The sequence below is a fragment of the Pseudomonas sp. NBRC 111127 genome (assembly GCF_001320345.1).
GTDB classification, from domain to species: Bacteria; Pseudomonadota; Gammaproteobacteria; order Pseudomonadales; family Pseudomonadaceae; genus Aquipseudomonas; species Aquipseudomonas juntendi.
Genome location: NZ_BCBD01000004.1, coordinates 16,005 through 39,697 on the forward strand (window position 1 = coordinate 16,005; position 23,693 = coordinate 39,697).

At 62.3% G+C, this 23,693-nt stretch carries 22 protein-coding genes; 15 read left to right on the forward strand and 7 right to left on the reverse strand.

The window, feature by feature from the left end; genetic code table 11:
- The first annotated feature begins 19 nt into the window (after positions 1-19).
- The 6 genes from odhB (at position 20) to APH30_RS01535 (ending at position 7,759) form a co-directional block, all read left to right on the forward strand.
- The gene (gene odhB / locus APH30_RS01510) at positions 20-1,240 is read left to right on the forward strand and encodes a 2-oxoglutarate dehydrogenase complex dihydrolipoyllysine-residue succinyltransferase (protein WP_054911493.1); all 1,221 of its coding nucleotides are present in this window, start codon (positions 20-22) and stop codon (positions 1,238-1,240) included.
- A 96-nt stretch (positions 1,241-1,336) separates the two neighbouring features.
- A complete protein-coding gene (gene lpdA / locus APH30_RS01515; RefSeq protein ID WP_009684703.1) occupies positions 1,337-2,773 on the forward strand; it encodes a dihydrolipoyl dehydrogenase in 1,437 nt (478 codons plus the stop codon).
- 172 nt (positions 2,774-2,945) lie between these two features.
- Positions 2,946-4,112, forward strand: a complete 1,167-nt coding sequence (gene sucC / locus APH30_RS01520) for an ADP-forming succinate--CoA ligase subunit beta (RefSeq protein ID WP_003254205.1) — start codon at positions 2,946-2,948, stop codon at positions 4,110-4,112.
- Complete coding sequence (gene sucD / locus APH30_RS01525; RefSeq protein WP_003254203.1) at positions 4,112-4,996, forward strand: succinate--CoA ligase subunit alpha; 885 nt, start codon at positions 4,112-4,114, stop codon at positions 4,994-4,996. Before sucC ends, sucD begins: the two co-directional genes overlap by 1 nt.
- 482 nt (positions 4,997-5,478) lie before the next feature.
- Positions 5,479-6,792, forward strand: a complete 1,314-nt coding sequence (gene brnQ / locus APH30_RS01530) for a branched-chain amino acid transport system II carrier protein (protein ID WP_054911494.1) — start codon at positions 5,479-5,481, stop codon at positions 6,790-6,792.
- A 217-nt stretch (positions 6,793-7,009) separates the two neighbouring features.
- A complete protein-coding gene (locus APH30_RS01535; protein WP_054911495.1) occupies positions 7,010-7,759 on the forward strand; it encodes a DUF599 domain-containing protein in 750 nt (249 codons plus the stop codon).
- A 65-nt stretch (positions 7,760-7,824) separates the two neighbouring features.
- Here the strand turns inward: APH30_RS01535 and APH30_RS01540 are convergent, their stop codons facing one another.
- Entirely contained in the window at positions 7,825-8,088 is a 264-nt protein-coding gene (locus APH30_RS01540) for a hypothetical protein (protein ID WP_009684700.1), read from the reverse strand.
- A gap of 152 nt (positions 8,089-8,240) precedes the next feature.
- Here APH30_RS01540 and APH30_RS01545 point away from each other — a divergent pair, with 152 nt between their 5' ends.
- The 4 genes from APH30_RS01545 (at position 8,241) to APH30_RS01560 (ending at position 11,959) form a co-directional block, all read left to right on the forward strand.
- Positions 8,241-8,717 carry a PaaI family thioesterase gene (locus APH30_RS01545; RefSeq protein ID WP_054911496.1) on the forward strand — a complete coding sequence of 159 codons (477 nt, stop codon included), beginning with the start codon at positions 8,241-8,243 and terminating at the stop codon, positions 8,715-8,717.
- Positions 8,714-9,196, forward strand: coding sequence for a PaaI family thioesterase (locus APH30_RS01550; protein ID WP_054911497.1), 483 nt, complete (start codon positions 8,714-8,716; stop codon positions 9,194-9,196). The genes APH30_RS01545 and APH30_RS01550 overlap by 4 nt, the downstream gene beginning before the upstream one ends.
- A 69-nt stretch (positions 9,197-9,265) precedes the next feature.
- A complete protein-coding gene (htpG, locus tag APH30_RS01555; RefSeq protein ID WP_029887686.1) occupies positions 9,266-11,170 on the forward strand; it encodes a molecular chaperone HtpG in 1,905 nt (634 codons plus the stop codon).
- A gap of 63 nt (positions 11,171-11,233) precedes the next feature.
- Positions 11,234-11,959: a dienelactone hydrolase family protein gene (locus APH30_RS01560; RefSeq protein ID WP_054911498.1), complete on the forward strand. Its 726-nt coding sequence runs from the start codon at positions 11,234-11,236 to the stop codon at positions 11,957-11,959.
- Between the two features lie 103 nt (positions 11,960-12,062).
- Here the strand turns inward: APH30_RS01560 and APH30_RS01565 are convergent, their stop codons facing one another.
- Positions 12,063-12,926, reverse strand: a complete 864-nt coding sequence (locus APH30_RS01565) for a pirin family protein (protein ID WP_054911499.1) — start codon at positions 12,924-12,926, stop codon at positions 12,063-12,065.
- A gap of 117 nt (positions 12,927-13,043) precedes the next feature.
- Here APH30_RS01565 and APH30_RS01570 point away from each other — a divergent pair, with 117 nt between their 5' ends.
- Entirely contained in the window at positions 13,044-14,048 is a 1,005-nt protein-coding gene (locus APH30_RS01570; protein WP_054911500.1) for an amidohydrolase family protein, read from the forward strand.
- Between the two features lie 174 nt (positions 14,049-14,222).
- Here APH30_RS01570 and fabB read toward each other — a convergent pair whose 3' ends face one another.
- The 5 genes from fabB to APH30_RS01595 form a co-directional block, all read right to left on the reverse strand.
- Complete coding sequence (fabB, locus tag APH30_RS01575) at positions 14,223-15,443, reverse strand: beta-ketoacyl-ACP synthase I (protein WP_029887743.1); 1,221 nt, start codon at positions 15,441-15,443, stop codon at positions 14,223-14,225.
- An 11-nt stretch (positions 15,444-15,454) separates the two neighbouring features.
- Positions 15,455-15,970 carry a 3-hydroxyacyl-[acyl-carrier-protein] dehydratase FabA gene (gene fabA / locus APH30_RS01580; protein ID WP_008089108.1) on the reverse strand — a complete coding sequence of 172 codons (516 nt, stop codon included), beginning with the start codon at positions 15,968-15,970 and terminating at the stop codon, positions 15,455-15,457.
- A gap of 208 nt (positions 15,971-16,178) precedes the next feature.
- Entirely contained in the window at positions 16,179-18,113 is a 1,935-nt protein-coding gene (locus APH30_RS01585) for an ATP-binding protein (protein WP_029887742.1), read from the reverse strand.
- Entirely contained in the window at positions 18,110-19,000 is an 891-nt protein-coding gene (locus APH30_RS01590) for a hypothetical protein (protein WP_054911501.1), read from the reverse strand. Before APH30_RS01590 ends, APH30_RS01585 begins: the two co-directional genes overlap by 4 nt.
- Positions 19,000-21,147 carry a TonB-dependent siderophore receptor gene (locus APH30_RS01595; protein ID WP_177333701.1) on the reverse strand — a complete coding sequence of 716 codons (2,148 nt, stop codon included), beginning with the start codon at positions 21,145-21,147 and terminating at the stop codon, positions 19,000-19,002. The genes APH30_RS01590 and APH30_RS01595 overlap by 1 nt, the downstream gene beginning before the upstream one ends.
- A 157-nt stretch (positions 21,148-21,304) precedes the next feature.
- Between APH30_RS01595 and APH30_RS01600 the strand changes: the two genes are divergently transcribed.
- The 4 genes from APH30_RS01600 (at position 21,305) to APH30_RS01615 (ending at position 23,684) form a co-directional block, all read left to right on the forward strand.
- Positions 21,305-22,330, forward strand: coding sequence for an NAD(P)H-dependent glycerol-3-phosphate dehydrogenase (locus tag APH30_RS01600; protein WP_009683173.1), 1,026 nt, complete (start codon positions 21,305-21,307; stop codon positions 22,328-22,330).
- A gap of 24 nt (positions 22,331-22,354) precedes the next feature.
- Positions 22,355-22,702, forward strand: coding sequence for a DUF4389 domain-containing protein (locus APH30_RS01605; protein WP_054911503.1), 348 nt, complete (start codon positions 22,355-22,357; stop codon positions 22,700-22,702).
- Complete coding sequence (sixA, locus tag APH30_RS01610; RefSeq protein ID WP_054911504.1) at positions 22,699-23,157, forward strand: phosphohistidine phosphatase SixA; 459 nt, start codon at positions 22,699-22,701, stop codon at positions 23,155-23,157. Before APH30_RS01605 ends, sixA begins: the two co-directional genes overlap by 4 nt.
- Before the next feature lie 119 nt (positions 23,158-23,276).
- Complete coding sequence (locus APH30_RS01615) at positions 23,277-23,684, forward strand: hypothetical protein (RefSeq protein ID WP_371262761.1); 408 nt, start codon at positions 23,277-23,279, stop codon at positions 23,682-23,684.
- Positions 23,685-23,693: the final 9 nt, after the last annotated feature.

Here is a 23,693-nt window from a genome sequence, read left to right on the forward strand (position 1 = left end):
ATTTAAGGAAATACAGATAATGGCTATCGAGATCAAAGCCCCAACCTTCCCGGAATCGGTTGCCGATGGCACCGTTGCCACCTGGCACAAGAAGCCGGGCGAAGCCGTCAAGCGTGACGAGCTGATCGTCGACATCGAGACCGACAAGGTCGTCCTGGAAGTGCTGGCTACCGCTGACGGCGTGCTGGGCGACATCGTCAAGGGCGAGGGCGACACCGTCCTGTCCGACGAGGTGCTGGGTTCGATCGTTGAAGGCGGCGCTGCTGCCGCACCTGCCGCCGCCGCTGCACCTGCCGCTGCACCCGCTGCGGCAGCTGCCGATGCTGGTGAAGAAGACCCGGTCGCCGCCCCGGCTGCGCGCAAGCTGGCCGAAGAAAACGGCATCGACCTGGCCAGCGTTGCCGGTACCGGCAAAGGTGGTCGCGTCACCAAGGAAGACGTGGTTGCAGCGGTTGCCAACAAGAAGTCGGCACCGGCCGCTGCGCCGGCTGCCAAGCCTGCTGCCGCTGCTGCCCCGGTGGTCACCGCTGCTGGCGACCGCACCGAGAAGCGCGTACCGATGACCCGCCTGCGTGCCAAGATCGCCGAGCGCCTGGTAGAAGCCCAGTCGAGCATGGCCATGCTGACCACCTTCAACGAAGTGGACATGACCGAAGTCATGGCCCTGCGTTCGAAGTACAAGGACCTGTTCGAGAAGACCCACAACGGCGTGCGCCTGGGCTTCATGTCGTTCTTCGTCAAGGCTGCCACCGAGGCGCTGAAGCGCTTCCCGGCGGTCAACGCCTCGATCGACGGCAACGACATCGTCTACCACGGCTATGCCGACGTCGGCGTCGCGGTGTCCAGCGACCGTGGCCTGGTGGTACCGGTACTGCGTAACGCCGAATCGATGAGCCTGGCCGAAATCGAAAACGGCATCGCCACCTTCGGCAAGAAGGCCCGTGACGGCAAGCTGTCGATCGAAGAGATGACCGGTGGCACCTTCACCATCACCAACGGCGGTACCTTCGGTTCGATGATGTCGACCCCGATCGTCAACCCGCCGCAGGCCGCGATCCTCGGCATGCACAACATCATTCAGCGCCCGATGGCCGTTAATGGCCAAGTGGTGATTCGCCCGATGATGTACCTGGCGCTGTCCTACGATCACCGCCTGATCGATGGCAAGGAAGCGGTAACCTTCCTGGTCACCATCAAGAACCTGCTGGAAGATCCGTCTCGCCTGCTGCTGGACATCTAATCGCGCGGCTGTAAGCTGCGAGCGGCAAGCTTCAAGTCGAAGCCTGTCTGTCTCGCAGCTTGCAGCTTGCTGCTTGAAGCTCAAAAGGAATCTTTTATGACCCAGAAATTCGACGTAGTGGTAATCGGTGCAGGTCCTGGCGGTTATGTCGCTGCCATCAAGGCCGCACAACTCGGTCTGAAGACTGCCTGCATCGAGAAGTACACCGACGCCGAGGGCAAGCTGGCCCTGGGCGGCACCTGCCTGAACGTCGGTTGCATTCCTTCCAAGGCCCTGCTGGACAGCTCCTGGAAGTACAAGGAAGCCAAAGAAAGCTTCAACGTGCATGGCATCTCCACCGGTGAAGTGAAGATGGACGTTGCCGCGATGGTTGGCCGCAAGGCTGGCATCGTCAAGAACCTGACCGGTGGCGTGGCCACCCTGTTCAAGGCCAACGGTGTTACTTCGATCCAGGGCCACGGCAAGCTGCTGGCGGGCAAGAAGGTCGAAGTCACCAAGGCTGACGGCACCACCGAAGTGATCGAAGCCGAGAACGTGATCCTGGCCTCCGGCTCGCGCCCCATCGACATTCCGCCAGCGCCTGTCGACCAGAACGTCATCGTCGACTCCACCGGCGCCCTGGAATTCCAGGCCGTACCCAAGCGCCTGGGCGTGATCGGTGCTGGCGTCATCGGCCTGGAGCTGGGCTCGGTATGGGCTCGCCTGGGTGCTGAAGTCACCGTGCTGGAAGCCCTGGACACCTTCCTGATGGCTGCCGACACTGCCGTGTCGAAAGAAGCCCAGAAGACCCTGACCAAACAAGGCCTGGACATCAAGCTGGGCGCTCGCGTGACCGGCTCGAAAGTCAACGGCGACGAAGTCGAAGTCACCTACACCAACGCCGAAGGCGAGCAGAAGATCACCTTCGACAAGCTGATCGTTGCGGTCGGCCGCCGTCCGGTGACCACCGACCTGCTGGCCTCCGACAGCGGCGTGACCATCGACGAGCGTGGCTACATCTACGTCGACGACCACTGCGCGACCAGCGTGCCGGGCGTCTATGCCATCGGTGACGTGGTGCGTGGCCTGATGCTGGCGCACAAGGCCTCGGAAGAGGGCATCATGGTGGTTGAGCGCATCAAGGGCCACAAGGCCCAGATGAACTACGACCTGATCCCTTCGGTGATCTACACCCACCCGGAAATCGCGTGGGTCGGCAAGACCGAACAATCCTTGAAGGCCGAGGGTGTTGAGGTTAACGTAGGCACCTTCCCGTTCGCGGCCAGCGGCCGTGCGATGGCGGCCAACGACACCGGTGGTTTCGTCAAGGTCATCGCCGACGCCAAGACCGACCGCGTGCTGGGTGTACACGTGATTGGCCCATCGGCTGCCGAACTGGTGCAGCAGGGCGCAATCGCAATGGAATTCGGCACCAGTGCCGAGGACCTGGGCATGATGGTCTTCAGCCATCCAACCCTGTCCGAAGCGCTGCATGAAGCAGCGCTGGCTGTGAATGGCGGCGCCATTCACGTGGCCAACCGTAAGAAGCGTTAATCATAAGAAACCACGGCGGGCAGCCCGTCGTGAGTCTTGCGTGCATGACTCACCGCGGAACGTCCGCCGGACCGGATCACATGGGATAACCCGGGGTCAACGGTCACAGGTGGCGCGGCGCCAGTAATGGCGCAGCGCCGAAGCGCAGTACCTAACGAAGACGGTAAAAAGCATGAATCTTCACGAGTATCAGGGTAAGCAGCTGTTCGCTGAGTACGGCCTGCCAGTTTCCAAGGGTTTCGCAGTCGATACCCCTGAGCAAGCTGCAGAAGCCTGCGACAAGATCGGCGGGAACGAGTGGGTAGTAAAAGCCCAGGTTCACGCGGGTGGTCGCGGTAAAGCGGGCGGCGTCAAGCTGGTTCGCAGCAAGGAAGACGCCAAGGCGTTCGCTGCACAGTGGTTGGGCAAGAATCTGGTTACCTACCAGACCGATGCCAACGGTCAACCCGTCTCCAAGATTCTGGTCGAATCCTGCACTGACATCGCCAAAGAGCTGTACCTGGGCGCTGTAGTCGATCGTTCGAGCCGCCGCATCGTGTTCATGGCCTCCACCGAAGGTGGCGTGGACATCGAGAAAGTCGCTCACGAAACGCCTGAGAAAATCCTCAAGGCCACCATCGACCCACTGGTCGGCGCACAGCCGTTCCAGGGTCGCGAGCTGGCGTTCCAGCTGGGCCTGGAAGGCAAGCAAGTTCAACAGTTCGCCAAGATCTTCGTAGGCCTGGCCAAGCTGTTCAAGGATCACGACCTGGCGCTGCTGGAAGTGAACCCGCTGGTGATCAAGGCCGATGGCGACCTGCACTGCCTCGATGCCAAGATCAACATCGACGCCAACGCCATGTACCGTCAGCCCAAGCTGAAAACCTTCCACGACCCGTCGCAGGACGACGCCCGTGAAGCCCACGCTGCCAAGTTCGAACTGAACTACGTTGCCCTCGAAGGCAACATCGGCTGCATGGTCAACGGTGCCGGCCTGGCCATGGGTACCATGGACATCGTCAACCTGCACGGCGGCAAGCCGGCCAACTTCCTCGACGTTGGCGGCGGTGCTACCAAAGAGCGCGTTACCGAAGCGTTCAAGATCATTCTGTCCGACAGCAATGTCGCGGCCGTTCTGGTCAACATCTTCGGCGGCATCGTTCGCTGCGACATGATTGCCGAAGGCATCATCGGTGCAGTGAAAGAAGTCGGCGTCAAGGTTCCGGTCGTCGTTCGCCTTGAAGGCAACAACGCCGAACTGGGCGCTAAAGTACTGGCAGAAAGCGGTTTGAACATCATTGCGGCAACCAGCCTGACCGACGCTGCTCAACAAGTTGTCAAAGCTGCGGAGGGCAAGTAATGAGCGTCCTGATCAATAAAGACACCAAAGTCATCTGCCAGGGCTTCACCGGCTCGCAGGGTACTTTCCACTCCGAACAGGCCATCGCCTACGGCACCAAGATGGTCGGCGGCGTAACCCCAGGCAAGGGTGGCACCACCCACCTGGGCCTGCCGGTGTTCAACACCGTCAAGGAAGCCGTGGAAGCTACCGGCGCTGATGCTTCGGTCATCTACGTACCGGCTCCTTTCTGCAAGGACTCGATCCTGGAAGCAGCCTTCGGCGGCATCAAGCTGATCGTCTGCATCACCGAAGGCATTCCGACCCTGGACATGCTGGATGCCAAGGTCAAGTGCGACGAGCTGGGCGTGACCCTGATCGGCCCTAACTGCCCAGGTGTCATCACCCCGGGCGAGTGCAAGATCGGCATCATGCCAGGCCACATCCACCTGCCAGGCAAGGTCGGTATCGTGTCGCGCTCCGGCACCCTGACCTACGAAGCTGTGAAGCAGACCACCGACGCCGGCTTCGGCCAGTCGACCTGTGTCGGTATCGGTGGTGACCCGATCCCGGGCTCCAACTTCATCGATATCCTGAAGCTGTTCCAGGAAGACCCGAAGACCGAAGCGATCGTCATGATCGGCGAGATCGGCGGTTCGGCTGAAGAAGAAGCAGCGGCCTACATCAAGGCCCACGTGACCAAGCCTGTCGTTTCCTACATCGCTGGTGTTACCGCACCTGCAGGCAAGCGCATGGGCCACGCTGGCGCCATCATTTCTGGCGGCAAAGGCACTGCAGACGAGAAGTTTGCAGCCCTGCAGGACGCGGGTGTGAAAACCGTGCGTTCCCTGGCCGACATCGGCAAGGCCCTGGCCGAGCTGACCGGTTGGGAAGCCAAGAAGTAATACTGCTACACCCCCCACGCGCACAGAGGCCACCTTCGGGTGGCCTTTGTCGTTTGTGGGGTTCTGTATTCCTGTGCCGAACTCTTCGCGGGCTTGCCCGCTCCCACAGGGATCACCACATTCAGAACCTGTGGTGATCCCTGTGGGAGCGGGCAAGCCCGCGAAGAGGCCAGAACAGGCACTGTAGATTTTTCGATGGGTTTGATAGGAATTTTCACACAGACGCGGCGTTTAAACCGAGGATAATTCCCTCTGTCTTCGGTCGCACAGACGACAAACATGTACGCACATCGGACAAGCAGCACTGTTCCAGTGCGTTTGACTGACAAAACGGTTACATTACGCGCTCACTCTGTGCCCGTACCCCAAAAGGGAACGACACGCTAAACGGGTCTGGCCTATCAAGCCGGGCAGCATTTCCCCTCATCCAAAGGGAAATCCCCTCTCGAATCCCGATTTCAGCAGTGTGGTACTACCTTAAAATGAAAGTTCTCAAAGGCCAGGATATCCTGGCGCTTGGCTTTATGACGTTTGCGCTTTTTGTGGGTGCAGGCAACATCATCTTCCCGCCTATCGTCGGCCTGCAGTCCGGCCCCCATGTGTGGATGGCGGCGCTGGGCTTCCTGGTCACGGCCGTAGGCCTGCCGGTCATCACCGTGGTCGCCCTGGCCAAGGTCGGTGGTGGCATGGATGCCCTGAGCAGCCCGATCGGCAAATTCTTCGGCGGCTTGCTGGCGGCTGTCTGCTACCTGTCGGTCGGCCCACTGTTCGCTACCCCGCGTACGGCGACCGTTTCGTTCGAGGTGGGTGTTGCTCCGCTGACCGGGGAAAGCCCGCTGGCGCTGTTCATCTACAGCCTGGTGTATTTCGCTGTGGTGCTGGCCGTGTCGATGTACCCCGGCAAGTTGCTCGATACCGTGGGCCGCTTCCTGGCGCCGCTGAAGATCATCGCCCTGGCCGTACTGGGCATTGCCGCCTTTGCCCTGCCGGCAGGGGGCATGGGTGACGCGCAGCCGGCTTATGCGGCAGCCGCCTTCTCCAAAGGCTTCTCCGATGGCTACCTGACCATGGATACCCTGGGGGCCCTGGTGTTCGGTATCGTCATCGTCAACGCCATCCGCTCGCGCGGTGTCGAGTCGCCGAAGCTGATTACCCGTTATGCCATCATCGCCGGCCTGATCGCCGGTGTCGGCCTGGCCCTGGTCTACATCAGCCTGTTCCGTCTGGGCGCCACCAGCCACGATATCGCGGCGGATGCCACCAATGGCGCGGCCGTTCTGCATGCCTACGTACAGCACACCTTCGGTTCGTTGGGCAGCGGCTTCCTTGCGGTGCTGATCGCGCTGGCCTGCCTGGTTACTGCGGTGGGCCTGACCTGCGCATGCGCCGAGTACTTCAGCCAGATCCTGCCGCTGTCGTACCGCGCCCTGGTGGTGATCCTGGCTGGCTTCTCGCTGTTGATTTCCAACCTTGGTCTGACCAAGTTGATCATGTTCTCGATCCCGGTACTTACCGCCATCTACCCGCCCTGCATCGTGGTAGTCGGCCTGAGTTTCGTGAAAGACCTGTGGCATTCGCCGACCCGTATCCTGGCGCCGGTCATGCTGGTGTCGCTGGTGTTCGGCATGGTCGATGCGATCAAGGGCAGCAGCCTTGCCCATATGCTCCCGGACTTCATGGCGCACCTGCCGTTGAGCGATGCCGGCATGGCCTGGCTGGTGCCATCGGTGGTGACCCTGATGGGCGCCGTCGCCTGCGACCGCATGCTGGGCAAGCCGCGCGAAGCGCTGGCCTGACGCGCCGGGCCAAGCCTTGGGGGCGGCACCGGCCACAAGCCGAAGGGGGCCCGCCCAAGGTGCAAGCTGCAGAGCCCCGTATCGGCAACGATGCGGGGCTTTTTTCTGGCCCACACCGGCAGTACGAATTTCAGCAGGAATGTGTGCCTTTTGCCGCTTGCCAGCGTCGAAACCCGGTCCCTATCCTTCAGGCACCTGGCCTTTTCGGGAATCCTGCATGAATTTCATCCAAAGCAACCTCAACAACCTGCTGGCCGTCGCCTGGTTCGCCCTGTGCTGGGGTGGCTATACCCGGTATGCGATCTGGAAAGGGCGCGACACCGCGTGCCTGGCCAGCGTGCTGCACCTTTACCGTGAAGACTGGATGCGGCGCATGTTGCTGCGCGATAACCGTATCGCCGATGCCAGCGTGATCGGTAACCTGGAGCGCAACGCGTCGTTCTTCGCCTCCAGCACCTTGATCATCCTGGCCGGTATCCTCACCGTGCTGGGGGCCTCCGACAGGGCGCTGTCGCTGCTGGCCGACCTGCCGCTGGTGCAGCAGACTTCGCAGGGCATGTCGGAGATCAAGTTGTTGTGCCTGGCCATGGTCTTCGTGTACGCCTTCTTCACTTTCAGCTGGTGCATGCGCCAATACAACTTTGCTGCCGTACTGGTTGGCTCGGCACCGATGATTGGCGAACGGCAGGTCAGCGAACTGGAACGCAAGGCGTTCGCCTCGCGGGCAGCACGGGTGTTGTCGCTGGCGGCCAACCAGTTCAACCTTGGTTTACGTTCCTATTACTTCGGCATGGCCATGTTGAGCTGGTTCATCAGCCCGTGGTTGTTCATGGGCATGAGTGTGGGTGTTGTATTGATCTTGTACCGTCGGGAGTTCCATTCCGATGTGCTGGAGGTGATGGTCTTTACCCCCACGGATAGTGTCAGCAGCGAGCCATTGAAAGAGGGTGGTGTAGCAGTGAACTGAAACGATTAACCGTGAATTCAACGCAAAAAAAAACCCGACAACGTCGGGTTTTTTTATCGGGCTGATTACTGCTTGGCAGGTTCTGCCGGCGCCGGAGTAGCCGGGGCGGCTTCTTCGGCAGCCTTTTGCTCGGCTTCAGCCTGATCTTTGGCAGCTTCGGCGTTTTCCTTGGCGGCGTCGTTCATTTTATCCTGAGCTTCGCCCATCTTTTCCTGGGCTTGCTCGGCATGTTCCTGCGCATCTTGGGCTTTGTCTTCGCTCGCTTTATCGCAAGCAGCCAGGCCCATGGCAGCAGCCAGCATCAGAGCAAAAGCAAATGGTTTACGCATGGGGGTGTTTCTCCTTGGTGTGATAAGTGACTTGTTCCTTCGAGTGCAGCCACTTGGAATAAGTTCAACGAAGGTTTCAGATATATAACGCCCCGTTCTACATGGACTTTTGAACCCACCTATGCCGTTTGGAAGGGACGTGGTAACAGCCTATGAGTGATGCGACCTTGATGTCCATGGCCGAGCGTTTTCTTTCGGCATTGAAACACTGCCAGTTGTTGCAGATGCGTGTGGCACAGGCCGATGAAACTGGCATGACGCTGGTCCTGCCCTGGTCGCCGGCCATTGTCGGCAACCCGCAAACCGGTGCCGTACACGGTGGGGCGCTGACAACGCTGATGGACACCACCTGCGGCATGGCCACGCTATGCGTACTGCCGCACTTCGAGGTATGCCCGACCCTGGATCTGCGCATCGACTACATGTACCCGTCGGTACCGGGCAAGGACATCCATGGGCATGCCCAGTGTTACCGGGTGACCCGCGACGTGATCTTCACCCGAGGCAGCGCCTACCAGGACGACCCCGAGCGGCCGATCTGCCAGGTGGTGGGTACGTTCATGCGGTTGGGCCCGCAGGTCAAGGGCGGCATCCGCTTCGGCAGCAGCCTGAAGGAGGGCGGGTCATGATTCCGCCTGCCATTCGCCAGCAACTCAATGCAGCACACGCGCAAGGTGACTACCGCCCCTTGCTGGCATTGATTCCCTACGCGGGGTTGATCGGCATCGAATGCGAGCGCGAGGGGGATGACCTGCTGTTCCGCCTGCCGGCCAATCCGGACACTATCGGCAACCCCCTCTTGCCCGCTATCCATGGCGGGGTGATTGCCGGCTTCATGGAGCTGTCGGCAGCGCTGTACCTGTTGATCTACAGCGACAGCGCCAGCATTCCGAAGATCATCGATTTCTCCATCGACTACCTGCGCGCCGGGCTGTTGCGCGATACCTACGCCCAGTGCCAATTGTGGCGCCAGGGGCGACGGGTGACCAACGTGGCCATTACCGCCTGGCAGGGCGACCGCCAGTCGCCGATTGCCACGGCCCGCGCGCATTTCAAGATCGAACCGCAAAAGCCCTTGAAATCATCCGGGCAGCCCCCATCTGCATGACATCCGCCGTTAAAGCAGGCTGTACCGCCCGCCAGGCGCCATTGCAATCAGATCGGAGTTTTGAAGACCATGAGTGTGGAGACTCAAAAAGAAACGCTTGGCTTCCAGACCGAGGTAAAGCAACTGCTGCACCTCATGATCCATTCCTTGTATTCGAACAAGGAGATCTTCCTGCGTGAACTGATCTCCAACGCCTCCGACGCCGCCGACAAGCTGCGCTTCGAGGCGCTGGCCAAGCCAGAGTTGCTGGAAGGCGACGCCGACCTGAAGATTCGCCTGAGCTTCGACAAGGAGGCGGGTACCGTGACCCTCGAGGACAACGGTATCGGCATGAGCCGCGAAGACGTCATCACCCACCTGGGCACCATCGCCAAGTCCGGCACTGCCGACTTCATGAAGAACCTCACCGGTGACCAGAAGAAGGACTCGCACCTGATCGGCCAGTTCGGCGTGGGCTTCTATTCCGCGTTCATCGTTGCCGACAAGGTTGACGTGTACAGCCGTCGCGCCGGCCAGCCGGCTGCCGAAGGCGTGCATTGGTCGTCCCGTGGCGAGGGTGAGTTCGAAGTCGCCACTGTCGACAAGCCCCAGCGCGGCACCCGGATCGTCCTGCACCTGAAGAAGGACGAGCAGGAGTTCGCCGATGGCTGGCGCCTGCGCAACGTGGTCAAGAAGTACTCCGATCATATCGCCTTGCCTATCCAGTTGCCGAAAGAGCAGGCGGCTGCCGAAGGTGAAGAGCAGCCGGCCGAAGAGTGGGAAACCGTCAACCGTGCCAGCGCCCTGTGGACCCGTTCGCGCAGCGACGTGAAGGACGAGGAATACCAGGAGTTCTACAAGCACATCGGCCACGACTTCGAGAACCCGCTGGCCTGGAGCCACAACAAGGTCGAAGGCAAGCTTGAATACAACTCGCTGCTGTATGTACCGGCCCGCGCGCCGTTCGACCTGTACCAGCGCGAAGCGCCACGCGGCCTGAAGCTGTATGTACAGCGCGTGTTCATCATGGACCAGGCCGAGTCGTTCCTGCCGCTGTACCTGCGCTTCATCAAAGGTGTGGTCGACTCCAACGACCTGTCGCTGAACGTGTCGCGTGAAATCCTGCAGAAAGACCCGATCATCGACTCGATGAAGACCGCGCTGACCAAGCGCGTGCTGGACATGCTGGAGAAGTTGGCGAAGAACGAGCCTGAGCAGTACAAGGGCTTCTGGAAAAACTTCGGCCAGGTGCTGAAGGAAGGCCCGGCCGAAGACTTCGCCAACAAAGAGAAGATCGCCAGCCTGCTGCGTTTTGCCTCCACCCACGACGACAGCGGCGAGCAGAGCGTTGCCCTGGCCGACTACCTGGCGCGCGCCAAGGAAGGCCAGGACAAGATCTACTACCTCACCGGTGAGTCCTACGCGCAGGTCAAGAACAGCCCGCACCTGGAAGTCTTCCGCAAGAAAGGCATCGAAGTGTTGCTGCTGACCGACCGCATCGACGAGTGGCTGATGAGCTACCTCAACGAATTCGACGGCAAGGCCTTCGTCGACGTCGCACGCGGCGACCTGGACCTGGGCAAGCTGGACTCCGAAGAGGACAAGAAAGCCCAGGAAGAAGTCGCCAAGGACAAGGAAGGCCTGGTCGAGCGCCTGAAAGGTGCATTGGGTGACAGCGTGGCCGAAGTCCGTGTGTCACACCGCCTGACAGACTCGCCAGCGATCCTGGCCATTGGCGAGCAGGACCTTGGCCTGCAGATGCGCCAGATCCTCGAGGCCAGTGGGCAGAAAGTGCCGGAGTCCAAGCCGATCTTCGAGTTCAACCCAAGCCACCCGCTGATCGACAAGCTGGACAACGAGCAGAGCGAAGACCGTTTCGCCGAGCTGTCGCATATCCTCTTCGATCAGGCGGCCCTGGCGGCCGGGGACAGCCTGAAAGACCCGGCAGCGTACGTTCGTCGCCTGAACAAGCTGCTGGTCGAGCTGTCTGCTTGAGTTGATGCAGAGGAAAGCCCGCTTCGGCGGGCTTTTTTATGACGAGTGCCAATGGAGTGCCTGATGAGCAAAGTAATCGTCGAATCGCTGGTGTATCACCTGTCCGGCCGAACCTACGAAAGCCGCCTGGTCTACGAGCCCGGGGCGCTGGGGCGCCCGGGCCTGGTCATGGCACCGAACTGGATGGGGATTGGCGAAGGTGCCGAACGCATCGCCAAGGAAGTGGCCGAAAAGGGCTATGTGGTGTTGCTCGCCGACCTGTATGGGCAGTCGGTGCGCCCGTCCAATGCGGACGAAGCGGGCGCAGCGATGATGCCGCTCAAGAACGACCGTAGCGAACTTCGCAAGCGCATGCAGGAGGCCCTGGCCCAGTTGCTGGGGCAGTCCAAGGCGCTGCTGGAGCCTGGCAAAGTTGCCACCTTCGGCTTCTGCTTTGGGGGTTGCTGTGCGCTGGAGCTGGCGCGCAGCGGCGCCGACTTGCGTGCGGCAGTGTCGTTCCACGGCACATTGGACACGCCGAACCCCGAGGATGCCAAGCGCATCAAGGGCTCGGTGCTGGTGCTGCACGGTGCATCGGACCCATTGGTGCCGAAAGAGCAGCTACCGGCATTCGAGGACGAGATGAATGCGGCCAAGGTCGACTGGCAGTTGCTCAGCTATGGTGGGGCCGTGCATTCGTTCACCGACCCTGGCGCCAATGTGCCGGGCAAGATGCAGTATGACCGGCGCACCTCGGAGCGGGCGTTCCGTTCGATGCATAACCTGCTGACTGAAGTGTTCCAGCGCTGATCGCATAGTGGGGCTGCTGTGCAGCCCTTCGCGGGCTTGCCCGCTCCCAACTCTCACCCTGTGGGAGCGGGCAAGCCCGCGAAGGGGCGCAAAGCGGCCCCAATCAGCGAGGCAACTCGATCCTCGAGCTCTCCCCCGGCACGACCGGCCAATCCCCCGCAGCCCACCTGGCCCTGGCCTGCTCGATCAGCGCCGGGTCACTGGCGACAAAGTTCCAGTTCATCCGCCGCGGCCCATCCAGCGGCGCGCCGCCAATCAGTACCAGCTGGCATTCACCTTGCGCACACAGCGTCACCTCTTCGCCCTCCGGCAGCACCACCAGGCTGCACGGCGCCACAACCTCGTCGTTTATCTGCAGTTCGCCCTGCAACAGGTACAGCGCCCGCTCCACGTGCTCGTTCGGCACCTGCAAGGTAGTCGCCGGTTGCATCTGGACCTGGGCATAGAGGGTAGGGGACAGCACCGGCACCGGTGACGCCAGGCAGAACCCGGTGCCGGCAATCATGCAGATGCGCACCCCCAGGCTGTCGCTGACCGGCAGGCTGGCCGCAGGATGATGGCTGTAGCTGGGCGCGCCTTGTTCATGCTCACGTGGCGAGGCCAGCCAAACCTGCAAGCCGTGCAGGCTTGACCCTTTGGCCAAGGCGTCAGCAGGGGTGCGCTCGACGTGCGCCACGCCGCGACCGGCCGTCATCCAGCTGACGTCGCCGGGCAGCACCAACTGGTCCGAGCCCAGGCTGTCCTTGTGCTGAATTGCCCCTTCGAACAGGTAAGTCAGGGTTGAAAGGCCGATGTGCGGGTGTTGGCGGATGTCCATGCCGCGCCCGGGGGCGTAGGCGGTTTTCAGCATGTGATCGAAGAATACGAACGGGCCGACACTGCGGCGCTGCGCCGCTGGCAGCGGGCGCAGAATCGGCTGGCCCTCGACCGACTCTGCACGGGGGCGAATGATCAGCGTGCTGCTCATGAGAAGGGCTCCAGGCAAGGGGGCAATGCCCAAGCATAACGGTTTGCCTGCTGGGCCTGAACCGTCTTCTGCACCGGCCGGTCTACCTTGTCTGATACCAGGAGAAGGGAGCTGCCCATGAATGCCAAAGCGCTGGCCTGCGCGTTATTGTCCGCTTGCTTGTGCCAAGCGGTACAGGCGCGTGACTACCGCTACAGTGACGCCCACCTGCACTATGTGGATTTCTTCCAGGAAAGCGAGGGGATGCCGGCATTGCTCAAGGCGATGGATGCGGCAGGCGTTGACCAGTCGATGATTTCCGGCATTCCGGTGGCCAAGAAGTGGCACGAAGACGAGCCCAAGCGCCCGCGTTACTACGCCGGTGATGATGCCGATGCTTACTGGTACAGCGCCACCGACACCTATGTGGCGGCCGCGCTCCAGCAGTTGCCACCGCAGCAGCGTAAACGCTTCCACCCGTTCCTGAGCGGGTTCAACCCGGTGGACAAGAACGCCGTCAGCCATATCGAGCGTATGCTCGATCTGTACCCGGGGCTATGGCAGGGCATCGGGGAGGTGTTTACCCGCCACGATGACCTGACTGCGTTGACCAGTGGCGAAACGCCGCGCGCCAACAACGAAGCCATGACCCGGATCTATCACCTGGCCGCTGAGCGCGACCTGCCAGTGCTGCTGCACTCCAACATCACCTCCAAGCGCGAGCGCAACCCGCTGTACCTGGCAGAAATCGAAGAGCCGCTACGCAATCACCCGCACACCCGGTTCATCTGGGCCCATGCTGGCAGCAGCATGGAGATACACCGGCATCAGACGCAGATGGGCTTTTTGCTGCCAGTGCTGACGCGGTTGCTGGAGGATTACCCGAACCTGTATGTCGATTTGTCGTGGAGTGTGCTGCAGCCGTATCTGCTGGATGACAAGGGTGTGCCGCGCAAGGAATGGCTGGCGTTGGTCGAGAAGTACCCGGAGCGGTTCATGCTGGGGTCGGATGTGGTGGGGCAGTTTGGCAACCTGGGCGAGCAGATGCGCGGGTTCAAGCCGTTTCTGGATGCGTTGCCGGAGGGGGTGGCGAACAAGATAGCCAAGGAGAACTTCCTGGCTGTGTTACCCAAGCAGAAGTAAGGGTTTACCAGTACTGACCTATCGCAGGCAAGCCAGCTCCCACGGGGTTGCGCAGGTTCCGAACCTTGCGCAGTACCTGTGGGAGTTGGCTTGCCTGCGACAGGGCCAGTACAGGCGATACAAAAGAAAACGCCCCGAACCAGTCGGGGCGTTTTTGATTACTGCCTGGGCGCCTTACTTGCCTTCCCAGCGCTTGAGCACCAGGGTGGCGTTGGTGCCGCCGAAGCCGAAGCTGTTGCTCATGACCGTGTCGATCTTGGCGTTTTCTTCGGTTTTGCGCAGGATCGGCAGGTCGGCCACTTCCGGGTCCAGCTCGTCGATGTTGGCAGAGCCGGCGATGAAGTTGTTTTCCATCATCAGCAGGCAGTAGATCGCCTCGTGCACGCCCGCGGCGCCCAGCGAGTGGCCCGACAGGCTCTTGGTCGAGCTGATCTTCGGCGCCTTGTCCTTGAATACCTCGCGAACGCCTTTCATCTCGGCAACGTCACCGACCGGGGTCGAGGTGCCGTGGGTGTTCAGGTAATCGATCGGGGTGTCGACGGTGGACAGCGCCTGCTGCATGCAGCGGATAGCGCCTTCGCCACTCGGGGCAACCATGTCGTAACCGTCGGAGGTCGCACCGTAGCCGACGATTTCGGCGTAGATCTTGGCGCCACGGGCCAGGGCATGTTCCAGCTCCTCGACCACCACCATGCCGCCGCCGCCAGCGATGACGAAGCCATCACGGTCTGCGTCGTAGGCGCGGGAGGCCAGTTCCGGGGTTTCGTTGCGCTTGGTCGACAGGGCGCCCATGGCATCGAACAGGAACGACTGGCTCCAGTGCTCTTCTTCACCGCCGCCGGCAAAGACGATGTCCTGCTTGCCCCACTGGATCTGCTCCAGTGCGGTACCGATGCAGTGAGCCGAAGTGGCGCAGGCCGACGAGATCGAGTAGTTGATGCCCTTGATCTTGAACGGCGTAGCCAGGCACGCGGAAACGGTGCTGCCCATGGTGCGCGTGACGCGGTAAGGGCCGACACGCTTCACGCCTTTCTCGCGCAGGGTGTCCAGCGCTTCCATCTGGTTCAGGGTCGAGGCGCCGCCGGAGCCAGCCACCAGGCCGGTACGCGGGTTGGACACCTGCTCTTCGGTCAGGCCGGAATCCTTGATCGCGTCCTGCATGGCCAGGTAGGCGTAGGCAGCCGCGTGGCCCACGAAGCGGTAGACCTTGCGGTCGATCAGTTCTTCGAGGTTGAGGTCGATGGACCCGGAAACCTGGCTACGCAGCCCCATTTCCTTGTATTCCGGGTTGTAACGGATACCCGGACGGCTGTTGCGCAGGTTTTCGGTGACGGTAGCTTTGTCATTGCCCAGGCACGAAACGATGCCCAGACCAGTGATAACGACGCGGCGCATGCGAATAACCCTTAGAAATTGTCAGTGGAGGTGAACACGCCGACCCGCAGGCCTTCGGCGGTGTAGATCTCGCGGCCGTCAACGCTGACCGAGCCATCGGCGATGGCCATGTTCAGCTTGCCCTTCAGGACGCGTTTGATGTGGATGTTGTAGGTGACTTTCTTGGCGGTAGGCAAAACCTGGCCGAAGAACTTCACTTCGCCCGAACCCAGGGCGCGGCCGCGGCCTGGCAGGCCCTGCCAGCCGAGGAAGAAACCGACCAGCTGCCACATGGCGTCGAGGCCCAGGCAGCCCGGCATGACCGGGTCGCCTTCGAAATGGCAGGCGAAGAACCACAGGTCCGGGGTGATATCCAGCTCGGCGACCAACTCACCTTTGCCGTACTTGCCGCCTTCTTCGCTGATGTGGGTGATGCGATCGACCATCAGCATGTTCGGCGCGGGCAGTTGCGCATTACCTGGGCCGAACAGCTCACCGCGACTGCAGCGCAGCAGGTCTTCCCGAGTAAAGGCGTGTTGTTTGGTCATGCGAGCTCCTCAATAACCCCCTGTGGCAGGGGATGAATCTTCCCGACCGACCCGAATAACCAACGGCTTCGGGTCGGTAGCCTACAGGTAGACTATTGCGTTGTGGTGAAAGTCACAGCGCACCTGGTGAAAGAAGTACAGGTGTGCACTGAAACGTCTATTTTCAGGGCCGATGAAGGTCCTGTCCAGTGTTTAAGACTGCCGCACTTTAGCATTTATCGCCAGTCGCGGTTGTCTGGCCGGGTAACCAGCGTTGCAGCACGCGCTGCAGTTCGCTGCGGCGCAAGGGCTTGCTCAGGTAGTCATCCATGCCGGCGGCCATACATCGCTCGCGGTCGCCGTCGAGCGCGTTGGCGGTCAGGGCGATGATCGGCAAGCCTGTGCCGTTGTCCAGTTGGCGAATGCGGCGGGTGGCTTCATAGCCGTCCATGTGCGGCAACCGGCAGTCCATCAGCACCGCGGCAAAGCGCTGGCGGCCCACCAGGTCGACCGCCTCGAGGCCGTCTGCAGCGGTGCACACCGCCAGCCCCAGGCTGCGCAGCATGGCTTCTATGACACTCTGGTTGACCGGATTATCCTCGACCAACAGCACCTTTTTCTGCTCTGCAGCGGCCGCTGGCGGGTCGAGTGGGTGCGGCAGTGGCGCCGGCGCCTGGCTGGCCAGGGCCAACGGCATCTCCAGGGTGAACGTTGAACCCTGGCCCACGTGGCTCTCACCGCGCAGCTTGCCACCCATGCGCTCGGCCAGGGTGCGGGCGATCGACAACCCCAGCCCGGTGCCGCCATAGCGGCGGGAAATCGAGCTGTCCGCTTGCTGGAACGCGACGAACATCATTTCCAGGCGGTCGCTGTCGATACCGATGCCGGTATCACGCACGCTGCAGGTCAGCCAGATCAACTGCCGATCGACCACTTGCCAGCGGGCCTCGACCTGCACCTGGCCGCGTTCGGTGAACTTAAGCGCGTTGCCCACCAGGTTCAGCAGGATCTGGCGGATGCGCGTAGGGTCGCCGTTCACCTGCAACTGGCCGATGTCGGCCGGCAATTGCAGGTGCAGCCCAAGGCCGCGTTGCTGGGCGCTGTGCTGGAAGGACTGGACGCTGCTGGTGATCAGCTCGCCGAGGTTGAAGTCGATGTGTTCCAGTTGCAGCGCGGCGCGTTCGATGCGCGAGAAGTCCAGAATATCGTTGATGACTTTCAGCAGGTGCCCGGTGGACTCGCTGGCCACGGCGGTGTAATCGGCCTGTTCGTTGCTGAGCGGGGTGGTTTCCAGCAACTGCAGCATGCCCATCACGCCGTTCATCGGGGTGCGCAACTCGTGGCTCATCATCGCCAGGAAATCGGACTTGGCACGGTTGGCCTGTTCAGCCTCTTCGCGGGCCTGGATCAGCTCGGCAATGGTTTGTTGCTGTTCAGCGCTGGCTTGCTCCAGGGCGCTGGCCAGGTTGTTGATGTGGCGCGCCAGGTGGCCCAGCTCGCTGTCGTCTACCACCGGCAAGGGCGTGTTGTACTTGCCTTGCTGGATGGCCTTGACCGCGTGGCCCATGTCGCTGATCGGCTTGGCCAGGCTCAGGGCCAGGCGGCGAGCCAGCAAGAAGGTGAACAGCAGGGCGAACAGCGCGAGTATGCCCGCCTTGATCACGATTTCCTGCTGGCGCTGGCTGAACGCGTCATCGGACATGCCGACGATCACCCGGCCCAGGTAGTCGTCCCCGATGGCCGGGGTGTTGGCTTTGCCCTGTTGCAGAAAATCGTTGTCCAGGCGTATCTGCTGCAGGCGGATGGGCGCCTGGAACACTTCGACCTGCTGCGCGCGGTTGGCGCTTTCGTCGGACTGCTCCACGTAGACCAGGATGTGGTTGCGGCTGTCCTGTACCTCCAGAAAGCGGACGTGCGGGATGCTGAGGGTGGCCCGCATGAGCCCCTCGAGCACTTCGTTGTTACCGGAAATCACCCCGTACTCCGACGCGGGTGCCAGCTGGTTGGCGATCAATTGCCCGGTGTGGTTGAGTTCCTGGCGCAGGTCCTGGATACGAACGAAGGTAAAGAAGCTGATCAGCAGCAAGGTCAGCAGGAGCGCGGGGCCAAGGCTGATGATCTGGGTGCGGGTGTGAATGTCCCAACTCAGGCGTTTGCTGCTCATGGGGTGGGTTCTCCTTCGGCCAGTACCTGGGCGGCGGCGTTCGGATCGATCGGTTCAAGGCCCAGGGCCCGGGCCACTTGCTGGTTGCCGCTGACGCTGTAGCGCTTGGGGTAGAGGCTGCGCGGCCAGCGCGCCGGGGGCTGGTCGAGCAATTGGTCGAGTTCCGCCAGCCAGTCGTCCTGGTCGCTGTAGGTGCTGGCCAGTGCGCCGGCGCGGACAAAACCGGCGTTGGGGCCGATCAGCGCCATCTGCCGGCCATAGCTGCTCAGCAGCAGGTTCTTCGCCGTCTTGGAGTTGTACAGGTCAGGGTCGTCCAGCCCCAGCAGGACATCGCTGTTGCCCAGCAGGTGCTGCAATGGCCGGTTGTCGCGTGGGTCGGACCAGTCCTGGGCTACGATTTCCAGGCCCAGCGGCCGTGCCGCATGGCGCAGTTCCTCGAGCAGAAACCCGCTGTGCTGGCCGTACAGCACGCCGATACGCCGTGCCTGGGGCAGCAAGTAACGCGCCAGGCGCAACTGACGGGCCGGTGGCGCGTCATTCCACAGGAAGGTGAGAAACGCCGGGCGCGACTTTCCCAGGCGCTGCTCAGCCTGAACGCGGCTGACGCGCATGACCAGGGCCGGTGGCCCGGCGGTTTCGCTCAGGCGCCAATCGAGGGCAGCGTTGTCGAGCAGGATCAGGCGCTGGTCGGCCTTGAGTTTGCCTGGTGATGGCAAGTCGGCGGTGGTCTGGAAGTGCACATGGTCGTGCGGCCTGCGGTTTTCCAGCGCCGCCACGAAGCTGCGGATGCCGGGCTGGTCCTCGGCGCCGATCAGCAGGATCTCGCTGGCCGACAATGGGCCCAGCGGCCACAGGCACAGTACCAGCAGGCGCAACAGCAGGCTCATCAGAACTCCAGCTCCGCGCTGACGCTCAGGCGGTGGCGGCTGTCGTAGCGGTTCTGGGCTGCCGTGGTCGGTTCATCGTCCAGGCGCTGTTGCCACAACGCCGCCAGCTCCAGGTTGCTGCCATATACCCGGAAACGCTTGGCCAGGCGCAGGTCCAAGCGCTCGTAGCGGTACGCGTTGAGGGCATCGTCGCCGTAGTAGAACAGCGCGCTCGACCAGCCGGCACCCCAGTCGCGCATCCACCCGGCCGAGCCGCTGTTGCGGGCGCTGAGGCGGCGATCGTCGGGGTTGCTGGCCCAGGCATCGACATAGGCGTAGGTCAGGCGCAGACGGTCGCGCAGGGTAGGGCGCCAGTCCAGTTGTGCCTCGCTGCCGCTGAAGCGGGCCTTGTTGGCGTTGCTGGCGATGTACTGGTTGTTGCGCAGCGGCTCGCTGATCATGCCGGTGATCTCGTCGTAGAACAGCTTCACGTCCATGCTCAGGTCGATGTCGCTGAAATAGCCGTTGTAGCCCAGTTCCCGCGAGCGCATGCGCTCTTGCTCGAGGTCGCCGGGGCCGCGGGTCTTGACGAAGTATTCGCCGTTTTGCAGGCCGAACGCATTGGGCGTGAGGTTCTTGACCGTGTAGCTCCAGTTGACGTTGTTCTCGAACATGTCGGGCGAGCGCACGGCCTCGGAATACACCGCACGCAGGCCATGGCGCGGGGTGATCAGGTAGTTGACCGCCACACGCGGGGTCAGCGAGTTGCCGGACAGCTGCGAGTCCTCGAACATGGCGCCGCCCTGCAGGATCCAGTGCTCGTCGGCGCGCCATTCCAGTTGCCCGAACAGGCGCCAGGTCTGGTCGTCGACGCTGCCGTTGAAGTAGGTCTGCGAATCGGCCCGGTCATAGCGGTAGTTCATGCCGCTGAGCAGGCGCAGGCTGTCGGTCAGGCTCAGGGTGTCCTGGATTTCCAGGTCGTAGCGGGTTTCGCGGGTACTCTGGTCAACATCGCCGCATACCTGTTGCTTGCCGCCGTTCTGCCATTGCTCCTGCACTTTCTGCAAAAGCCCTTGCAGGGCCGGGTCGTTCGTGGTCAGAGGGGCACCTGTGGCAATGCCGCGCGCCACGCTTTCGGCGAAGTCCGGGTTCAGTTGCCAGAGCTGGGTCAGCTCGGGGCTGAACGACTGCACCGCATCACAGGCACGCCACACTTGCTGGCGGTCAAAATGTTGCGCCGAGCCCTGAACATAAAGGCTGTGTTCAGCGCTGAATTCCTTGGTCCAGCGCAGCGAGCCGGCGTAGTCCTTGGCGTTGACGTCGGCGTTGTTGCCGGCTTCGTACTGCTGGAAAACCGGCTGGTAGGTGTAGGGCCGTTGATTGCTGCCTTCTTTGGCCGCAAGTTGCCATTCCAGGGTCTGGTCGATCGCCAGGGTATGACTGGCGCTGAGGTTGAAGCGGTTCAAGCGGCGGCTGTCGCGGTAGTCCTGGCCGAACTGGTTCTCGTCGAAGCCGTCGTCACGCTGGCCCGATACCGACAGGCGCATGTCGCCGCCCTCCCAGCCGAAGCCGTGGCTGAGGTAATAGTCGTTGATGCCATCCTGGCCGCGGGTCAGTTTCATCCGCGTGCCATGGCTGTCGGCCGGGTTGCGGGTCAGGATGTTGACCACGGCCATCAGCGCGTTGGCGCCATAGCTGACCGTGTTCGGGCCACGGAACACCTCGATACGCTCGATATCCTCCATGGCCAGGGGAATGTCGCTCCAGTCCACCGTGGCCAGGCCGGCACGGTACACCGAGCGGCCATCGATCAGCACCTGCATGCGCCGCGCGTCGTTGGCGTTGCTGCCATGGTAGTTGACCGTGGGCTGGTTGCCGGCGCCGTAGCCGATCATCATGCCCGGTACCAGGCGCAGCAGCTCGGGGATGTCACGGGCACCGCTGGAGCGGATCAGTTCGCTGTCGATGACGGTCATGCTGCCCGGCACCGCTGCCGGCGACTGTTTCAGGCGCGTGGCGGTCAGAACCTGGGGCAGGTCGGTGTTGTCGATGAACAGATCCTCGGCCACGGCCGGGCTACCGAGCAGGGCGGTCAATATGAGCAGACGCGGGAAAGGGGGCGTGCCAGGGAACACAGAGCAGCCTTGTCTCAGGATGGAAACAGGCATGGTAACCGACCTTGGCGCAATTGCCAGTGACCCGCCTCAAGCTTCTGGCTGCCAGCACACCGTGCCAGGCTTTTCTCGCTGCCTGTAGCTCGAAGCTTGCAGCTTGGCTTTATAATGCGCCGGTCGCCACTTAATTTATGGCTTTAACGGATTGAATATGACTGAACAGCAACCTGTTGCAGTTCTGGGCGGCGGCAGCTTCGGCACCGCCGTGGCGAACCTGCTGGCGGAAAACGGTGTGCCGGTGCGCCAATGGATGCGCGACCCGGCCCAGGCCGAGGCCATGCGTGTCAATCGTGAAAACCCGCGCTACCTCAAGGGCATTCGCCTGCACGACGGGGTAGAACCGGTCAATGACCTGCTGGCCACCTTGCAAGCCAGCGAGCTGGTGTTCGTGGCCCTGCCGTCCAGCGCATTGCGCAGCGTGCTGGCGCCGCATGCCGAGCTGTTGCGCGGCAAGGGCCTGGTCAGCCTGACCAAGGGCATCGAGGCGCAGAGCTTCAAGCTGATGAGCCAGATCCTCGAAGAGATCGCCCCCCAGGCACGCATCGGCGTGTTGTCCGGGCCCAACCTGGCCCGCGAAATTGCCGAGCACGCGTTGACTGCCACGGTAGTGGCCAGCGAACACGAAGCGCTGTGCCAGCAGGTGCAAACGGTGTTGCACGGGCGTACCTTCCGCGTTTACGCCAGTGCCGACCGATTTGGCGTGGAGCTGGGCGGGGCGCTGAAGAACGTTTATGCGATCATCGCCGGCATGGCCGTGGCCTTGGGCATGGGCGAAAACACCAAGAGCATGCTGATTACCCGTGCCCTGGCCGAAATGACCCGCTTTGCCGTCAGCCTGGGCGCCAACCCCATGACCTTCCTGGGCCTGGCCGGGGTCGGTGACCTGATCGTCACCTGTTCGTCCCCCAAAAGCCGCAACTACCAGGTGGGTTTCGCACTGGGGCAGGGCCAGAGCCTGGAGGAGGCCGTTACCCGCCTGGGCGAAGTGGCCGAAGGCGTCAACACGCTCAAGGTGCTCAAGGCCAAGGCCCAGGAGGTGCAGGTGTACATGCCGCTGGTGGCGGGCCTGCATGCCATTCTGTTCGAGGGCCGCACGCTGAACCAGGTCATCGAGCACCTGATGCGTGCCGAGCCCAAGACCGACGTCGATTTCATTTCCATCAGCGGCTTCAACTGAGCCGAACAGAGCAAGGAGCGGTACATGAACGATACCCCGGAGCGCGCCAAGCGCGAGTCGATCATCCTGCGGGTGCTGTGGATGCTGGTGTTCCTGGTGGTTTGGCAACTGGCTGAATTGCTGTTGGGCGGCCTGGTGCTGGTGCAACTGGTCTACCGCCTGGTGTATGGCGCACCCAGCGCCAGCCTGATGAATTTCGGCGACAGCCTGAGCCAGTACCTGGCGCAGATCGGCCGTTTCGGCACCTTCCATACCGACCAGAAACCCTGGCCGTTCGCCGATTGGCCAGCAGCGCGTGCGCCGGAAGGCGAGGCGCCGCACGCCGTAGCCCCGGCCCCGCACCCTGTGCGTGACGAGGAGCCCAAGCTGTGAAACTGTGGGTACTGCGCCACGGTGAGGCCGAACTGCGGGCCAACAGCGATGCCGAACGGCGCCTGACTGCGCATGGTCGCGAGCAGGTGGTGCGCAGCGCTGCCCATCTGCTGGGGCAGCCATTGCAGGCGATCATCGCCAGCCCTTACGTGCGGGCCCAGCAGACTGCGGCGCTGGTGCACGAGACCCTGGGGTTTGCCGAGCCGCTGCGCACCGTGCCTTGGCTCACACCAGAGGCCGATGTGCAGCAGGTCATCGGCGAAATCGAGCGGCTGGGGCTGGAGCATGTGCTGCTGGTCAGCCATCAGCCGCTGGTGGGCAACCTGGTCGGGCTGTTGCAGCATGGCCACCTGCAACAGCCAGCGGCCATGAGCACGGCCAGCCTGGCCCAGCTGGAAGGGGAGTGGCCCCTGGCCGGGCTGATGACCCTGAAGGCGCTCAACGCCCCTGCCTGAGTGTGTGGGGGCCTGGGGCCCCCGCACATTCCGAGATGGCAACTGACATTTTTGCCAGTTGTCGCGCGCCTCGACTGCTTGATAGCGTTGCCCGAAAACCAGCAGTCAGGGAGCGATGCATGAGCGGTGCGATGTGGGAGCTGCTGTGCTCCCTGGACCTGCAACCCACCATAGACCAGGTTGACCAAGGCGTTTCGTTGGACTTCGCCCAGTACAGCCTGCTGCGCGAGGCTGCCGACGCCAAGTTCTACCAGCTGATGCGCAAGGTCGAGGGTTATACGGTGCCGGGGCCAATCGCCCGGCCACAGAGCGAGCACGACCTGCAGACCCTGCAGGATGCCTGCCTGCGGGTATCCCATCTGCTGCAGTCCAGCTGCCTGGCCCTGCGCCGGCTGCAGCTGGATCACCAGGACCAGCGCCTGGCCCGTGAAGCGCTGCAGAGCCAACTGGCCTACATGCAGGCCTGCCTTCGCCGTTCACTGGAGAGTTTCGACCACGCTTCATGGCCTGATAGCCGCCGCCGATGACCTTTCCGG

Bases quoted from the DNA above. Each gene is read 5' to 3' on its own strand.
- APH30_RS01585 (WP_029887742.1), bottom strand. From the start codon at position 18,113: ATGAGCAGCAAACGCCTGAGTTGGGACATTCACACCCGCACCCAGATC.
- brnQ (WP_054911494.1), top strand. From the start codon at position 5,479: ATGAAAGTTCTCAAAGGCCAGGATATCCTGGCGCTTGGCTTTATGACG.
- APH30_RS01590 (WP_054911501.1), bottom strand. From the start codon at position 19,000: ATGAGCCTGCTGTTGCGCCTGCTGGTACTGTGCCTGTGGCCGCTGGGC.
- htpG (WP_029887686.1), top strand. From the start codon at position 9,266: ATGAGTGTGGAGACTCAAAAAGAAACGCTTGGCTTCCAGACCGAGGTA.
- APH30_RS01570 (WP_054911500.1), top strand. From the start codon at position 13,044: ATGAATGCCAAAGCGCTGGCCTGCGCGTTATTGTCCGCTTGCTTGTGC.
- APH30_RS01550 (WP_054911497.1), top strand. From the start codon at position 8,714: ATGATTCCGCCTGCCATTCGCCAGCAACTCAATGCAGCACACGCGCAA.
- lpdA (WP_009684703.1), top strand. From the start codon at position 1,337: ATGACCCAGAAATTCGACGTAGTGGTAATCGGTGCAGGTCCTGGCGGT.
- APH30_RS01615 (WP_371262761.1), top strand. From the start codon at position 23,277: ATGAGCGGTGCGATGTGGGAGCTGCTGTGCTCCCTGGACCTGCAACCC.
- fabB (WP_029887743.1), bottom strand. From the start codon at position 15,443: ATGCGCCGCGTCGTTATCACTGGTCTGGGCATCGTTTCGTGCCTGGGC.
- sucD (WP_003254203.1), top strand. From the start codon at position 4,112: ATGAGCGTCCTGATCAATAAAGACACCAAAGTCATCTGCCAGGGCTTC.
- APH30_RS01540 (WP_009684700.1), bottom strand. From the start codon at position 8,088: ATGCGTAAACCATTTGCTTTTGCTCTGATGCTGGCTGCTGCCATGGGC.
- APH30_RS01600 (WP_009683173.1), top strand. From the start codon at position 21,305: ATGACTGAACAGCAACCTGTTGCAGTTCTGGGCGGCGGCAGCTTCGGC.
- APH30_RS01535 (WP_054911495.1), top strand. From the start codon at position 7,010: ATGAATTTCATCCAAAGCAACCTCAACAACCTGCTGGCCGTCGCCTGG.
- odhB (WP_054911493.1), top strand. From the start codon at position 20: ATGGCTATCGAGATCAAAGCCCCAACCTTCCCGGAATCGGTTGCCGAT.
- APH30_RS01595 (WP_177333701.1), bottom strand. From the start codon at position 21,147: ATGCCTGTTTCCATCCTGAGACAAGGCTGCTCTGTGTTCCCTGGCACG.
- APH30_RS01545 (WP_054911496.1), top strand. From the start codon at position 8,241: ATGAGTGATGCGACCTTGATGTCCATGGCCGAGCGTTTTCTTTCGGCA.
- sucC (WP_003254205.1), top strand. From the start codon at position 2,946: ATGAATCTTCACGAGTATCAGGGTAAGCAGCTGTTCGCTGAGTACGGC.
- APH30_RS01560 (WP_054911498.1), top strand. From the start codon at position 11,234: ATGAGCAAAGTAATCGTCGAATCGCTGGTGTATCACCTGTCCGGCCGA.
- fabA (WP_008089108.1), bottom strand. From the start codon at position 15,970: ATGACCAAACAACACGCCTTTACTCGGGAAGACCTGCTGCGCTGCAGT.
- APH30_RS01565 (WP_054911499.1), bottom strand. From the start codon at position 12,926: ATGAGCAGCACGCTGATCATTCGCCCCCGTGCAGAGTCGGTCGAGGGC.
- APH30_RS01605 (WP_054911503.1), top strand. From the start codon at position 22,355: ATGAACGATACCCCGGAGCGCGCCAAGCGCGAGTCGATCATCCTGCGG.